11 protein-coding genes and 1 other annotated feature are annotated in these 14,623 nt (G+C 56.4%); of the genes, 10 read left to right on the top strand and 1 reads right to left on the bottom strand.

Annotation, left to right across the window (positions count from 1 at the left end; translation table 11 throughout):
* The first annotated feature begins 68 nt into the window (after positions 1-68).
* Complete coding sequence (locus ACFO1S_RS18210) at positions 69-1,760, top strand: type 2 periplasmic-binding domain-containing protein (protein WP_204604273.1); 1,692 nt, start codon at positions 69-71, stop codon at positions 1,758-1,760.
* A 420-nt stretch (positions 1,761-2,180) separates the two neighbouring features.
* On the opposite strand, the gene ACFO1S_RS18205 is transcribed toward ACFO1S_RS18210, so the two are convergent.
* Positions 2,181-2,762: an NAD(P)H-dependent oxidoreductase gene (locus tag ACFO1S_RS18205; RefSeq protein WP_204604272.1), complete on the bottom strand. Its 582-nt coding sequence runs from the start codon at positions 2,760-2,762 to the stop codon at positions 2,181-2,183.
* Positions 2,763-2,948: 186 nt separating this feature from the next.
* On the opposite strand from ACFO1S_RS18205, the gene ACFO1S_RS18200 reads away from it, so the two are divergent.
* From ACFO1S_RS18200 to ACFO1S_RS18160, 9 genes are all read left to right on the top strand, one after another.
* Positions 2,949-3,983 (top strand): AraC family transcriptional regulator, encoded by a 1,035-nt coding sequence (locus ACFO1S_RS18200; RefSeq protein WP_378127297.1) that lies wholly within the window; start codon positions 2,949-2,951, stop codon positions 3,981-3,983.
* Between the two features lie 42 nt (positions 3,984-4,025).
* Positions 4,026-4,261 (top strand) — a binding site (T-box leader).
* 101 nt (positions 4,262-4,362) lie between these two features.
* Entirely contained in the window at positions 4,363-5,892 is a 1,530-nt protein-coding gene (locus ACFO1S_RS18195) for a 2-isopropylmalate synthase (protein ID WP_204604271.1), read from the top strand.
* Between the two features lie 202 nt (positions 5,893-6,094).
* Positions 6,095-7,885, top strand: a complete 1,791-nt coding sequence (locus ACFO1S_RS18190) for a sensor histidine kinase (RefSeq protein ID WP_204604270.1) — start codon at positions 6,095-6,097, stop codon at positions 7,883-7,885.
* Positions 7,886-7,907: 22 nt separating this feature from the next.
* Complete coding sequence (locus tag ACFO1S_RS18185; RefSeq protein ID WP_204604269.1) at positions 7,908-8,693, top strand: response regulator; 786 nt, start codon at positions 7,908-7,910, stop codon at positions 8,691-8,693.
* A gap of 152 nt (positions 8,694-8,845) precedes the next feature.
* Positions 8,846-10,186: an ABC transporter substrate-binding protein gene (locus tag ACFO1S_RS18180; RefSeq protein ID WP_204604268.1), complete on the top strand. Its 1,341-nt coding sequence runs from the start codon at positions 8,846-8,848 to the stop codon at positions 10,184-10,186.
* Positions 10,187-10,201: 15 nt separating this feature from the next.
* Complete coding sequence (locus tag ACFO1S_RS18175) at positions 10,202-10,333, top strand: hypothetical protein (RefSeq protein WP_378127294.1); 132 nt, start codon at positions 10,202-10,204, stop codon at positions 10,331-10,333.
* A 150-nt stretch (positions 10,334-10,483) separates the two neighbouring features.
* Entirely contained in the window at positions 10,484-11,365 is an 882-nt protein-coding gene (locus ACFO1S_RS18170; protein WP_204604267.1) for a carbohydrate ABC transporter permease, read from the top strand.
* A 78-nt stretch (positions 11,366-11,443) separates the two neighbouring features.
* Positions 11,444-12,232: a carbohydrate ABC transporter permease gene (locus ACFO1S_RS18165; RefSeq protein ID WP_378127320.1), complete on the top strand. Its 789-nt coding sequence runs from the start codon at positions 11,444-11,446 to the stop codon at positions 12,230-12,232.
* Positions 12,233-12,240: 8 nt separating this feature from the next.
* Positions 12,241-14,535, top strand: coding sequence for an FAD-dependent oxidoreductase (locus ACFO1S_RS18160; RefSeq protein WP_204604266.1), 2,295 nt, complete (start codon positions 12,241-12,243; stop codon positions 14,533-14,535).
* Positions 14,536-14,623: the final 88 nt, after the last annotated feature.

The raw sequence follows: 14,623 nt of genomic DNA, 5'->3' as shown, positions 1-14,623 counted from the left end.
GATGGTCTCGCGGTCCCGTTGGTAAAGTTACTCTTGTGAACATCTTACACATAGGGGGATATGCAAACATGAGTAAATTTCGTAAGCTGTGGCTGCCTCTCGTGGCCGTAACGCTTATCGTGTCGGCTTGCAGCAGCAAATCCGACAGCAACGGCAACGCGGCAGCGACCGGCTCCGCCGCCCCAAGCGCTTCGGCGTCCTCGTCCAAGTCCGAAGCGGACCTGGCGTTCGAGAAGGGCAAATACGATCCGCCGATTGATATCAGCACGGTCATCATGCCTAAGGAGTATACCAAGGGCGAAACGAAAGACAATAACGTTCACGATCGCTGGATGCTGGAGACGCTGGGTCTCAAGCATAAAAATACGTGGTACCCGGCAGGCAACGACCAATATAAGCAGCAGCTTCAGCTGGCGCTGACGTCCGGCGAGAAGCTCCCCGACTTCGTATTCGTGCCGACCGACGCGGTGCTGACGAACCAGCTGATCGAGTCCGGGCAATTCATGCCGGTAGACGAGCTGTTCGAGAAGTATGCGGCGCCGGTGTGGAAGGAGCACGCGAAAGCGCATCCCGAATTGTGGTATCCGTTCACGAGGGACGGCAAGAAGTGGAACCTGCCGATCATGGAATATACGGACAATGACGATACGCTTCTCTGGCTTCGCGAGGATTGGATGGAGAAGCTGAATCTGACCGAGCCGAAGACGATCGCCGATCTTGAGAACATCATGGACAAGTTCAAGAACCAGAATCCGGACGGATTGGCTCCGAAGGACGTATATCCGCTCGCGATTTCCCTGAAAAACAACACGAATACGTGGATGGGCGGACTTGACTGGCTGTTCGGCGCATATGGCAGCGTTCAGGAGCAATGGAACAAGGACGCGAACGGCAACCTGGAGTACGGCTCCGTCAATCCAGGAGCGAAGCAGGCGCTGGCCAAGCTGCAGGAATGGATGGAAAAGGGCTACATCCATCCGGATTCGGCGCTGTGGGATGAAGGCAAATCGGCGGAAATCTGGACGAAGGGCAACGCAGGCATACTGCCGGGCGCGAACTGGGTGCCGGATTGGCCGGCACCGGATCTGCTGAAGAACGTAAACGGCTCGAAATATAAAGCTTACCCCGTGCCTGCAGGTCCCGATGGCCAGATCGGCACGAAATGGCAGAACTCCGGCGTGAACAGCAGCTTCATGATCAACAAGGACGCCAAGCACCCGGAAGCGCTCATCCTGTATTACAACTACTTGCTGAACAATCTGGCCGATCCGGCGGTGGGCAGCCCTTATGAATACGGCTTCGCCCAAGGCTACGACTGGGATATCATCGACGGTAAGCCGACGAACGACAAGGAGAAAATCAAGGATTTCTTCGACAAGTTCCCTTACATTACCGGCCCTGCCCGTATCCCGGACCTGTACATGAAAACTCTCGTGAAGCTGGCGGACGGCGCTGCTCCCGAGACGCCTTACGAGAATCAGCTTGCTACGTTCCGCAAGCCGGAAAACTGGTATGCGGCGAAGGTGGTCATGTCGCAGATCGACATTCGCAAACAGAACTACTTCACGGGCGCTGCGACGCCTACGATGATCTCCAAGTGGAACCTGCTTCGTCAATCCGAGCTGGAGACGTTTAACAAGATCATCTACGGCAAGCTGCCTGTTGACGCGTTCGACGAATTCGTCGCCAACTGGAAAGCGAACGGCGGGGATCAAGTGACGCAAGAAGTCAACGAATGGTTCAAATCCGTATCGCAATAAGAGCTTGACACGTACACAAGGGGCTGTCCCTAAGGTAGTTTTGGCTACCGGGGACAGCCCCTTGTGCGCTTGGCGGATGATTGGGAAAGGGGACAGGCCAATATATTCGGACACAGAAGCCGCTATTTGCCTCCAAAAGCCCATTATTATTTGCGAGCGGACTGAGGTTCCGCTATTTGCAGGAACACTAGGTAAAAGGGCGGGCATTCAAGCAAATAAGGGAGCCTCAGTCCGCTCAAACGTTAAACTGTGCAATACTGGTGAAAATAAAGGAACCAGAGCCCGCTCGCACAGCATGAATCAGCCTCCGCCGTCATCGCAGTCGAATGCCGCTGTCCAATTCTCGGCGCCTCCCCGCGAGGACGATTCCGATCAAACCGGCAACGCCATGTTCCCTCGGCGCAGGGGAAAGGGACCGTATTAAGCCCGGTCCTTGCCCAGGCTTTTCGCCATGTCCAGCCATCTGGCCCTTTGACGGTCGGAGGAGCCTCTTACCGGAGAGATCTCCGTGATCTTGATCGGCGCAATGCCGCAAAATTGCAAAATGTTTCGTTTCATTATTTTTAGGCCGGCTCGCCCGTAGACGAGACGATTGTACCAGGATGGGGTATCCATCGTCACAATCAGACGCGCGGACTTCCCTTTAAGCAGCTTATCCCACAAGGGGGAGTTCTCGCGGTATTTGAAGGCGAAGCCGGGCAACAAGACGCGGTCGAAGAAGCCCTTCAGGAGAGCGGGCATAGCCCCCCACCAGTTCGGATAGACGAAGACGAGATGATCCGCCCAGCTTATCGATTGCTGTGCCTGGACCAAATCCGGCTCCAGCACGGTTCTCTGGCGGTAGCCGTGCTTCAGGTTCGGCTCGAATGAGGCTTCGCTAAGATCGAGAAGCCGAACCTCGGCGCGGCTTTCCGAAGCCCCTTCGGCATAGGCGCGAGCGAGGGCGGAGCAGAAGCTTTGCGAATCGGGATGGCCGGAGATGACAAGAATTTTGGATTTCATATACATATTCCTCCAGAATGGAGGGGATCGGGAAATTCCTTTTGCGCAGCCGCAAGGGATTCCCTTTTCCCCTTTTTATGATAGGATATCGGTGAAGAACCTGTATTCAGAATACAGCGTTGCGGGCGCGGCAACTATGATCGAAGGCGCAATAAACGTGCGGAATCGCGCAAGGAGGATAATCCGTTGAACAATTCTGGCATGGCGATCTCCATGATGTATCCGATCATGAAGACGATCGCTCATAAAGGCTTCGATACGGGGGCGTTCTGCGAGTATGCCTCGTTTAAGGACACGCTGCTGCGGGATGTGGAGGCGCGGATTCCCGAGGAAGAGTACCTGCGTCTGATGCAAGCGGCCGCCTCGTTCACGAACGACGATTACTTCGGGTTATATCAGGGAAAAATAATGGATATGGCGGATTTGGGCATTCTCGGCTACGTCATGATGCATTCCGAGACGATTGTCGACGCGTTAGAGGCCTATCGAAGATATAACGTCATTCTGTGCAGCGGATTCAATCTAAGCTGGGAGGTGAGCGGGGAGGAGATGCTTCTTCGCCTGTTCCCGCAAAATCCGGCTGCCCATATGTCCAGACACTGCATGGAGGATATGGCGAGCTCGCTGTATCATCTGATGGGCCGAATGAGCAACAAGCGTCTTCCGCTGCGGGAGCTGCGGTTCGCGCATGCTGCGCCGCCGGATATGTCTCCTTATCGGCTCGCGTTCGGCGTCGAGCCCCGGTTCGAGGCCGGGGAAACCTATTTCCGAATGGACAAGGAAGTGCTGAACTATCCGATTCTGTATTCCGATCGCAGGCTGCGCGAGATGTTCGAGCGAATCGCGCAGGAGACCTGTGACAGGCTCGTCAGCGGCAAGCCCTTGTCCGATCAAGTCTTTCAGTGGATGATGACGCGGATGCCGATCGGTCTTCCCGATCTGCGGCAGACGGCCCATTTCTTCCGGATGAGCACTCGATCGCTGCAGGCGAAGCTGAAGGAGGAGCAAGCCTCCTTCAACGGATTGTCCGCCAACGCGCGGATGGAGCTGGCCAAGGGTTACTTGGACCGACCGGAGCATTCCGTTGGCGAGATTGCTTATTTGCTGCATTATTCGGAGCCCAGCGCCTTTCAGAGCGCCTTTAAGAAATGGACCGGGGTTACGCCTTCCCAATTCAGGGCACAGTCCCGCTCCGCCAAAAAAAGCGCAGGAGCGAGTTGACAAAGCCGTTCGCTCGCCATATAATAGCCAATAACCTCATACACAAATGTTACGATTAGAAATAGTAAGAATGTCATGACCTTTCAGAGAGCCGTTGGTGGGTGCGAAACGGCAGCGTCGTCCATTCCGAACTCGTCTATGAACAGCTGCCCGACAATGTAGGGTAAGACGGAATTCCACCGTTACAGGGATAGATGGTGATGGCCATCGAAGAAGATCATTTCCGATCCATGGGAAATGAATTAGAGTGGTACCGCGAGTTCAACCTCGTCTCTATGCGTAGAGACGGGGTTTTTTTGTTGGTTAAATTCCGGGTTTAACCAACCTCGCTTCACATAGATTCACCTACAAACGATTCGCCAATCGGGAGGAATTGACCATGAGCAGAAAAATTATCGTATTGGACACGACTTTGCGCGACGGAGAACAAGTGCCGGGAGCCAAATTGAACGTATATCAGAAAGTGGAAATCGCCAAGCAGCTCAAAAGACTGAACGTCGACATCATCGAGGCGGGATTTCCCGCGTCTTCCGCCGGAGACTTCCACGCGGTTCAGGAAATCGTCCGCAGCGTCGGGGACAGCGTAACGATCACGGCGCTTGCGCGCGCGGTGAAGAACGATATCGATTCCGTCTATGAGAGCATCAAGCTGGCGAGTAATCCGCTGATCCACATCGTGCTGGGCACCTCGAACATTCACGTGGAGAAAAAATTCAACCGGTCGAAGGACGCGATTATGCAGATGGGCGTCGATGCGGTGAAATATGCCAAGACGCTGCTGCCGAACGTGCAATATTCGACGGAGGATGCGTCGCGGTCGGACTTCGAATATTTGTGGTCGACGATTGAAGCCGTCGTCAGGGCCGGGGCAACGATGATCAACGTGCCGGATACGGTCGGCTTCGCGGTTCCCGAGGAATTCGGCGAGCTGATCCGCAAGCTTAACGACCGGCTCAAAAATCTGGACGACAGCGTCGTGCTGAGCGTTCATTGCCACAACGATCTGGGGCTGGCGACGGCGAATACGCTTAGCGCGATCAAGAACGGAGCCGATAAGATCGAATGCACGATCAACGGCCTCGGTGAGCGGGCGGGCAACGCTTCCCTGGAGGAGGTCGTTATGGGACTGAAGGTCAGGGAGCTTCACTACGGCTGCCATACGGACATCCGCACGAAGGAGCTGCTGAAAACCTCCCGTCTCGTCAGCCATCTGACCGGACTCGACGTTCAGGTCAACAAAGCGATAACGGGAGAGAACGCGTTCGCCCATTCCTCCGGCATCCATCAGGACGGACTGCTGAAGGATAAGAACGTGTACGAGATCATGTCGCCGCAGGATGTAGGCGCGGAAAGCATGGAGATGATCCTCACCGCCCGCTCCGGACGGCACGCCTTCAAAAACGCGGTCGAGAAGATGGGCTTCGAGCCCGGCGATGCCGAGCAGTTCGAGTCCCTGTTCCAGAAGTTCCTGACGCTGGCCGACGCGAAGAAGGAAGTATACGATCATGACGTATTCTACCTTGTGACGAGCAACAGCAGAGCGGAGGGAGGCAAGCAGCTTTACGAGCTCGTCAACTTCCAGGTCGTGACCAACGACATGTTCCCGACCGCTTCCGTCCAACTAAAGAAAGGCGCGGAGATCGTGAAGGGAAGCGCGGTCGGGGACGGACCGATCGATGCGTTGTACAGCGTCATCAAGTCGCTGATCGGTCTGGACGTCGAGCTGAAGGATTATAAGATCAGCAGCATGTCGAGCGGCAAGGAGGCTATCGGGCGCGTGAACCTTCGCATCGCATACGGAGACAAAATCTATTCCGGGCGCGCGATGGACACGGATATCATCAAGGCGAGCGCCAATGCATTCCTGAACGGCATCAACGCGATATTGCTGGACATAGCCAAGGCTTGAGGCGACTCGTCTCGGGGAAGTATGGAAAACACGACGCCTGAGCCGGTTGCTCCCGTGCAGGCGTCGTGTTTTTTATCGATAGAACGATTTGATGTTTTCCCGTCGCGCAGTCCTACAAATCTATGCATTTCGTCTCCCTTCCTTATACAAGGGCATCCTGATGATATAATAGGGGGCATCAAGGACGGAAGGGGACCCCACCATGCGGAGCTGGCTGAGCGATTTGATTCCCCATAAGCTGAAATATCGTCTGTTTGCCGTGTTCGTCCTGGTCATCCTGCTGCCCTTCAGCATTCTCAATATCTACAATTACAAGAAGATCGAATCGCTCGTTCAGCAGAAGATCAGCGAGCAGAGCCATGAGCAGCTGGATAATCTGCATCGGTCCCTGGAGGATCAGCTGAGCATTGCGTTCAAGACGCTTATTTTCCTGGAGCAGGATACGGACGTTCGCCAAATTCTGCAGCATCCCGACAAGCGGTCGGTGCTGGAGAACAAGGAGCTGATGGAGGACAAGTTCAAAGGGCTGAACAACAGCTTCTTTCTCTATAATCCGTCCGTTTATTTCACGCTGCTGGACGAGCACGGGCATGTGTATACATCCTTTCAGCCGAATGTTTCCCTGGATTACGACCGCATCTCGTCCAACGCGTCGTTTGCCGCCTTGAAGGAGAGCAAGTCCTCCTATTTATGGGTGCCGGATGACGATAATTACGTCTTCCGCGACATTACGAGAAGCCCGACGCTGCTGTCGCTCTACGCGGAGCTGCGGGATCGCAACAACCGAAGCTACGGGCTGGCGAGAATCAGCATCGATTTCTCGTTCTGGTTCCAATCCGTGCTGCAGAAGTCCGCAAGCGATCAGGCCTATTTCATCCTGACTAGGAAGGGCGAGCTGATCGCGAGGTCGGTTCCCGATTCCGAGCTTTCCGGGGAAGCGATCAGGCGGGTGTCCGAAGCGCCGGACAACGGCTTCTGGACCGACAAGTCGGACGAGGCGCTTGTGAATTACAGCTATCTGTCCTCCCTGGACTGGTACATGGTCAACCGGATTCCCCTGCACATTTTGTTTAACGAAATCGAGAGCCTGAAGAAGCAGTATTTCTTGACCTTCTATATCATTACGGCCGCTTTCGTCGCCATCGCCTTCATGATCGCTTACACGTTCACAAGGCCGCTCTCGCATATGCAGAACAAGATGAAGGAGGCGGTGCGCAGGGACCTGCGCATCCGGCTGCCCGAGAAAAAGTACAAGGGAGAGATTCTAGAGCTGACCAGAACGTTCAACACGATGATGGTCGATATGAACGGACTGCTTCAGCGCTTGAAGTCGGAGGAGCGCGAGAAGGACGCGGTGCATTTTCAAATGCTGCTGGCTCAGATGAATCCGCACTTCTTGCTCAATACGCTGAACACGATCAAGTGGATCGGCCTTCGCAACCAGCAGGAGGAGATTGTGGAAATCTGTCTGTCGCTGGGCAAGCTGCTGGAGACGAGCCTCAATTCCGATGTGGACTTGATTCATCTTAGGGACGAGATCGAACTGACCAAAGCATTCGTGTATATCCAGCAGGTGAGGTACGGCAATCGCTTCGAGGTTGAATTCGACTGCGGCGAGGCGCTGAAATACGCGCTTGTGCCCAAGCTCAGCCTGCAGCCGCTGGTCGATAACGCGATCCGACACGGCATCGGGAACAGAGCAGAGGGAGGACGCATTTGGATTCGCACCAGCGCCGAAGGCGAGAAGACGGAGCGGCTGATCGTGGAGGTTGAGGACAACGGAATCGGCATGGAGCGCTCGCAAGCGGCGCAGGAGCAGGGCCGCAAGCGTCCGGGCATCGGTCTGGCGAATGTAAGGGAGCGGCTCCGGCTGCTGTTCAAGGACAAGGGGGAGCTGGAGATCGTGCCTCTTCCGCAGGGTACGCTCTTCCGGATGCATCTGCCGCTTCTGCTGTCCGAGCCTTACGCAAGCGATCGGCAACCTTTAATCTGAGAAGGGCGAGGAGGAGAAGCGCATGTGGAAAGTATTGCTCGTGGAGGACGAGACCTTCGTCCGCGAATCGGTCAAGGAGATCATTCGTTGGGAGGACATGGGCTTCAGGCTTGTCGGAGAAGCGAGCAATGGAGCGGAAGCGCTGGAGCTGATTCGTCAGGACCCGCCCGACCTTGTGCTAAGCGATATTGTCATGCCTCAGATGGACGGTCTTGAGCTGTTGAAGGAAACGCGCAAGGCCGGTATCGCCTCCAAGTTTGTCATGCTTACTTGCATCGGCGATTTCGAGTCGATGCGCCAGGCGATGGAGTTCGGAGCCTCCAATTATATTCTGAAGCTCTCCATGAGCGTGAAGGACCTCCGCGAGACGTTGGCGAAGATCGGGGCGGAGCTGACTTCCGCGCGAGGGGCGCAGGGCGGCTCCGCCGCGTCGCCGATCCCGGACGCCGAGCTTCCGAGCCGTGGCGGCGATCGCGCTCTCCCGAGAATCACTCACCCGGAGGTCAACAAGATCATCCGGTACATCGAACAGCATTACGATCAGGACATTACGCTGAAGTCGTTGTCCAAATATGTGATGATGGGCGAGAATTACGTCAGCGCTCTCTTCAAGAAGAAGACGGGAGTGACGCTGATCCACTATCTCCATCGAACGAGGGTAGAGAAAGCGATCGATTATTTGAAGAGCACCGATCTTCCCGTTAATCGGATCGGCCAGAGCGTAGGCTTCATGAACGATAATTACTTCATCAAGATTTTCAAGAGAATGACGGGCACTACGCCCAGCCAGTATCGCCTTACGAGATAGAACGATTTGTTCAGCCGCATCGGCGAGCGCGGAGAAATTGCGTATATCTGTTCCATGCGGTTCATGATTCTGTTACTTATGGCCTTCCTGCCCGTCTTGCTATCCTAGAGTGGCAACATCATTCCTAGAATCAATGAGGGAGGTCATCTTCTGTGAAGAAAAAAAGTTGGTTCGCAGGCCTGACGACGCTTGTGCTTGCGGCAGGCGTCCTCGCAGGCTGTTCGGGCAACGGAAATAACAATGCGCCTGCGGGGAGCGGCGCAGGGGCCTCGTCATCGGCCAGCACGCCGACGAAGTCAGGCGATACGGTCAAGCTGAAGATGTGGGGAGGCGTGCCGCCCGAAGCGGGACCGCAAGCGGTAGTGGACGCGTGGAACAAGGACCACCCCGATATCCAGGTGGAATACGTCCGTTACGTCAACGACGACGAAGGCAATCTCAAGCTGGATACGGCGATGATGACCGGCCAGGACGTGGATCTGTTCGTCAACTACACGATGTCCCACATCGCGAAACGGGTGGAAGCGGGCTTTACGGCCGAGCTGAGTCAGTTCCAGGATTACAACATCGACGAAAAGATGGGGCCGGACGCGGCGGGCTGGAAAATCAACGGCAAATATTACGGCATTCCGACGACGAAAAGCTCCTTCTTCGTGGCCCTGAACAAGGATGCGCTCGATGCGGCCAACCTGCCCGTTCCTAAGGAATGGACCTGGGACGAGCTGCGCGAGTATGCCAAGAAGCTGAAATCGGGCGACCGGTACGGCTTTATCCAGCATACGGAGCCCTACGTCGATCCGCTGGATTCGGTTCTGTCGAAGGAAGGCTATACGAAGGCGGACGGAGCCTCGAATATGGATCATCCGCTCGTCAGGAAGTGGCTCGAAACGCTGAACGCGATGATGGCGGAGGACAAGACGACCCCGCCGCTCGGAGAGCAATTAACCTCGAAGATGCCGGTCGAGCAAATCTTCCTGAGCGGCGAAGCGCCGATGCTGAATATCGGAGCATGGCTGCTGAGAAGCTCGAACAACTTCACCGACTTTCCGCGCGACTTCAAGATCGCCTTCGCTCCGGTGCCGCGATTGGCCGAGAATGCGGCGGACTACGTGACGCGCGGCGGGCTGGGGGATTTTATCTCCATTAACTCGAAATCCAAAAATCAACAGGCGGCCTGGGAGTTCCTGAAATGGTACGCTGATGGCGGCATGGCGCCTATGGCTGCGGGCGGAAGACTGCCCGCGTCGAAGGACGCCGATCAGGAAGCGGCTTTCGAAAGCATGATCGGCGACAAGGGAGATACGTATGACCGCGAATCCCTGATGTACGTCATGTTCGAGAACACAACGCCGACCTACGTCCGCAGCGTACCGCAAGAGGTGGTGGATATGCGCGCGCAGGAGTACGAGAAGTATTTCCTCGGCTCGCAGTCTCTGGATCAGACGCTTGCTGCGATGACCAGCCGCCATAACGATTTCATGAAGAACAAATAAGCAAGCGACAGGGGAATGCCGAGCGTATCGGCGTTCCCCTTTTCCTTGGGATCGCCCACCGGGCCATCGCAAGGGTATCCGGCTCAGGGGGCGCTTGCCCGCTCCATGCTGCTTCTGTTGTCTCTGCTGCCGATGGACACCGAATAGAACGTTTTGATGCGAATATGGCCCAAGCCGCCCGGCAGGCGGCTTTTTTTGCATGGTTTTGTAGGATGAAGTCGGTGGTTTTGTTCCTTATTGAATGGTCTTTCGGTTGATAGACTGGACGTATCTCTTGAAGAAGCGAGGCTGAAGCGCATGAACAACAATTGGATGAGTAGGCAGCGCTTGCTGGGATACGTGTTCATCGGACCGAACATGCTCGGCGTGCTGCTGTTTTTCCTGATTCCGGCCGTATATTCGTTTGTCCTGATGTTTACGAACTACAAGTTCATGAATCCGAACATCGGCTTTGTCGGTTTCGATAACATCGCCCGTTTGCTGGACGACCCGCTGTTCTACCTCTCTCTGCGCAATACGCTGCTGTTCCTGCTTGCGGTGCCGGTATCGATTGGGCTCGGCTTTGTCACGGCCGTTATTCTGAATCAGCGGCTCTATCTCAAGAAGCTGCTGCGCGGTCTGTACTTCATGCCCTACATTACAAGCGGGGTGGCCGTCGCATTCGTCTGGATGCTTCTATTTCATCCGAAGCAAGGCCCGATCAACGGCTTGCTCAGAAGCATTGGCTTGGAGAATCCTCCGGGCTGGCTGTCCACGACGACCAGCTCGATGTTTGCCATCGATATCATCTGGGTGTGGTTCATGCTCGGCTACAACATGATCATCTATATGGCCGCGCTGCAAGAGGTGTCGCCGGAGCTGCTCGAAGCCGCCAAGATCGACGGCGCCCGCCGAGGGCAGATTCTGCGGAAGATTCTGTGGCCGCTGGTGAGCCCGACGACCTTCCTGCTGCTGATTACGGGGCTGATCATGACCATCAAGACGTTCGGCATCATTCAGGCGATTACGCAGGGCGGTCCCGGCAACAGCACGACCATCCTGTCGCTATACGTCTACCAGAACGCTTTCCGGTACTACGATATGGGATACGCGGCAACGATCTCCTGGGCGTTATTCGGCATCATTCTGATCATCACCCTGCTCCAGTGGATCGGTCAGAAAAAATGGGTTCATTACTAAGAGGAAAGGAAGACAACGACGATGGAAATGAAACGACGCCTGTCCTCCGACGTACCGGGAAGAATCGCGCTGACCGTTATGATGCTCGCGCTTGCAATCGTAATGATCGTTCCCTTTCTATGGATGATCAGCACCTCTCTGAAAACGCCTGCGGAGGTGTTTAAGTACCCGATCGAGTGGATTCCGCCTCACTTGACCTGGGAGCATCATATCAAGGTATGGTCGGGTCCAAAAAGCTTCGGCACCTATTACTGGAATTCGCTTAAGATTTCGATCATCGGCATGATTGGCGCGACCTTCCTGTCGGCCTTCGCGGCTTACGGCTTTTCCCGCATCGAATTCAGGGGACGGAACGCGTTGTTCATGCTGTACTTGTCGATGATGATGATTCCTCCGCAAGTGCTGTTCGTTCCCAAGTTCATCATGTTCGAGTGGGCCGGCATTTACAATACCCACCTAGCGCTCATCTTGCCCGGGTTGTTCACGATATTCGGAGTGTTCATGCTACGCCAGTTCTTCCTGACGATCCCGCATGAGATTTCCGAGTCGGCCTTTATCGACGGGGCGGGACATTTCCGCATCTTTTTCCGCCTTGTTCTGCCCCTGGCCAAGCCTGCGCTTGCGACGCTGGCGATCATCGACTTCTCGTGGCAATGGAACGACTATGAGAACGCGCTTGTGTTCCTGATTGACGAGAGCTTGTATACGGTGCCTCTGGGGCTGCAAAATTTCATTCTTGAGAATACGATCGATTACAACGGGATGATGGCGGCCGCTTCCGCAGGCATACTGCCGATGATCGTCGTGTTCGCGCTGGGCCAGCGTTACATCATACAAGGCTTGACCAATTCTGCCGTGAAAGGGTGACGGGCAACATGAGAACGGAAACGATTCAATCGGATATTACGGTCGTCGGAGGAGGCTTGGCGGGAGTGTGCGCCGCAGTGGCGGCGGCCAGGCTGGGGAAGCGGGTCGCGCTTGTTCATAATCGTCCCGTGCTGGGGGGCAATTCCAGCAGCGAGGTCAGAGTCTGGGTGTGCGGAGCGACGGCGCACTGGACGAACCGATACGCCCGGGAGACCGGGATCATGGGAGAAATGCTCGTCGAGAACCAATACCGCAATCCGGAAGGAAATCCGTACCTCTGGGACCTGGTTGTTCTGGAGACGGTTCTGGCGGAGCCTAACCTGCAACTGTTTCTGAATACGGACGTGCACGAGGTCGAGGCCGACGGCGGCGAGGATCGGCGCCTGATCCGCTCGGTCACCGGCTGGATGATGGGATCGGAGCGGCGGATTCGGTACGAGAGCCCGATTTTCCTGGATTGCACGGGAGACGGACTGATCGGCTTCCTGGCGGGGGCCAGGCATCGGCTGGGACGCGAGGCGGCGAGCGAATACGGCGAGGCCTGGGCGCCGGAGGTGCCGGACGACATTACGCTGGGCAGCACGCTGTTGTTCTACACGAAGGATGCCGGACGACCGGTGAAGTTCGTACCTCCGAGCTTCGCCAAGGATATAGCGCAGACGCCCATTCCGCTCAAACGGGTTATTCGCAGCGGCGATTCGGGCTGTCACTATTGGTGGATCGAATGGGGCGGCGAGTTGGATACGGTTCACGACAACGAGCGCATTCGGGACGAATTGTGGTCGGTTATCTACGGAATCTGGGATTATATCAAAAACTCCGGGCGGTTCGAGGCCGAGACGATGACGCTGGAATGGGTCGGTTCCCTGCCCGGCAAGAGAGAGTACAGACGATTCCTGGGAGACTACGTGCTGAATCAGAACGATGTCATCGGACAGGAGCCTTTCCATGACCGAATTGCTTTCGGGGGCTGGTCGATCGATCTGCATCCGCCGCAGGGGATGTACGCCACCGAGAGCGGATCGAAGCATATGCATCCGGACGGCGTCTACCATATTCCGTATCGTTGCTTGTACTCCGTGAATGTGGACAATCTGTTGTTCGCCGGGCGCAATGTCAGCGCATCCCACGTCGCGTTCGGCACGACGCGCGTTATGGCGACCTGCGCGGTGATGGGGGAAGCGGCGGGAACGGCGGCGGCGCTGTGCGCGAAGAAGGCCGTTACGCCGCGAGAGCTCTACGAATCGGGGCTGGAGGAGCTTCAGCAGACGATGCTGCGGCAGGATGCCTCCATCATCGGAATCGCGAATGAGGACCCGCTGGATCTGGCGAGGCGGGCGAAGGCCCGGGCCTCGTCCGCCAGAACGCGAATCGCCGTGGAGAACGGGACGGAGACCTACCCGCTGGAGCGGGACGTTGCCCTTGTTTTTCCGGTTCAGCCGGATGTGGACGGCGTGGAATTGCTGCTTGATGCGGAGGCGGATACGGAGCTGACCGTGGAGCTGTGGGATACGGGAAGACCGGAAAATTACGTTCCCGGCTCGTTCATCGCCAGCCGATCCGCGAAGGTGCGCAAAGGAGCGGGGCAATGGGTGCCGTTCGAGCTGCAATGGAAGCCGGAGCGGGCGCAAAACGCTTTCCTGATCGTTCGCGGCAACGTCCTCGTCCGCCTGCACCAGGCTGCCGAACCGTTGACGGGTGTGCTGGCTTTCGAGAGAGGGGCCGCGCCGCGCGCGGCGGCGACTCTGGAGGACCAGGACCCGACCCAACCAATCGTTGAATGGAGCATGAAGGCGCTGAATCGCCGGCCCTTCTGCTTCCGCGCGCGGGCTGCGACGGAGGCCTATGGGCCTGAGCAGGCGCAAGGCGGCTATGGGCGGCCTTATGGAGGTCCGAATTTGTGGGTTTCCGAGCCGCTTCAGGCCGGGCGGGAGCAGTGGCTGGAGCTAAGCTGGGACAGCGCGGTCGCCATAGGCGAGATCCGCCTGACATGGAACGACGATGTGAACGAGGACCTCATTAACCTCCATCGTCATCGCACCTCGTTCGAGATTATCCCGGAGCTGGCGAAGGCTTACCGCATCGAAGCGAGGGCGGCGGGGAAGTGGACAACGGCGGTCGTCGTCCGGGACAACCGGCGGCGCTCGGCGATTCACAAGCTGGACCAAGCGTTGACCGCAGATGCGCTTCGGGTAGTCGTCGAGGAAACGAACGGCGCTCCCTGCGCCGAGCTGGTCGAGGTCAGGGTGTACGACAGTTGTACTTGGAATGCTGCCTCTCCCCACTCTGTAGCACGCTTTTAAAAAAACAGCGATGAATCCAATTACCGCTTCCCGGTTATTCTTGACGGAGGGGCGGTTTTATTTGTTCTGCAGGACTTGACTATTTTCC

Origin of the sequence: Cohnella boryungensis, from assembly GCF_042651945.1 — a bacterium.
GTDB classification, from domain to species: Bacteria; Bacillota; Bacilli; order Paenibacillales; family Paenibacillaceae; genus Cohnella; species Cohnella boryungensis.
Note: the sequence above shows the minus strand (reverse complement) of the source record. Positions and strands in the feature narration are given on the sequence as shown.

Excerpts from the sequence above, each read along its gene's own strand:
- ACFO1S_RS18210 (WP_204604273.1), top strand. The coding sequence starts at position 69 with ATGAGTAAATTTCGTAAGCTGTGGCTGCCTCTCGTGGCCGTAACGCTT.
- ACFO1S_RS18205 (WP_204604272.1), bottom strand. The coding sequence starts at position 2,762 with ATGAAATCCAAAATTCTTGTCATCTCCGGCCATCCCGATTCGCAAAGC.
- ACFO1S_RS18195 (WP_204604271.1), top strand. The coding sequence starts at position 4,363 with ATGAGCAGAAAAATTATCGTATTGGACACGACTTTGCGCGACGGAGAA.
- ACFO1S_RS18190 (WP_204604270.1), top strand. The coding sequence starts at position 6,095 with ATGCGGAGCTGGCTGAGCGATTTGATTCCCCATAAGCTGAAATATCGT.
- ACFO1S_RS18185 (WP_204604269.1), top strand. The coding sequence starts at position 7,908 with ATGTGGAAAGTATTGCTCGTGGAGGACGAGACCTTCGTCCGCGAATCG.
- ACFO1S_RS18175 (WP_378127294.1), top strand. The coding sequence starts at position 10,202 with ATGCCGAGCGTATCGGCGTTCCCCTTTTCCTTGGGATCGCCCACCGGG.
- ACFO1S_RS18170 (WP_204604267.1), top strand. The coding sequence starts at position 10,484 with ATGAACAACAATTGGATGAGTAGGCAGCGCTTGCTGGGATACGTGTTC.
- ACFO1S_RS18165 (WP_378127320.1), top strand. The coding sequence starts at position 11,444 with ATGATGCTCGCGCTTGCAATCGTAATGATCGTTCCCTTTCTATGGATG.
- ACFO1S_RS18160 (WP_204604266.1), top strand. The coding sequence starts at position 12,241 with ATGAGAACGGAAACGATTCAATCGGATATTACGGTCGTCGGAGGAGGC.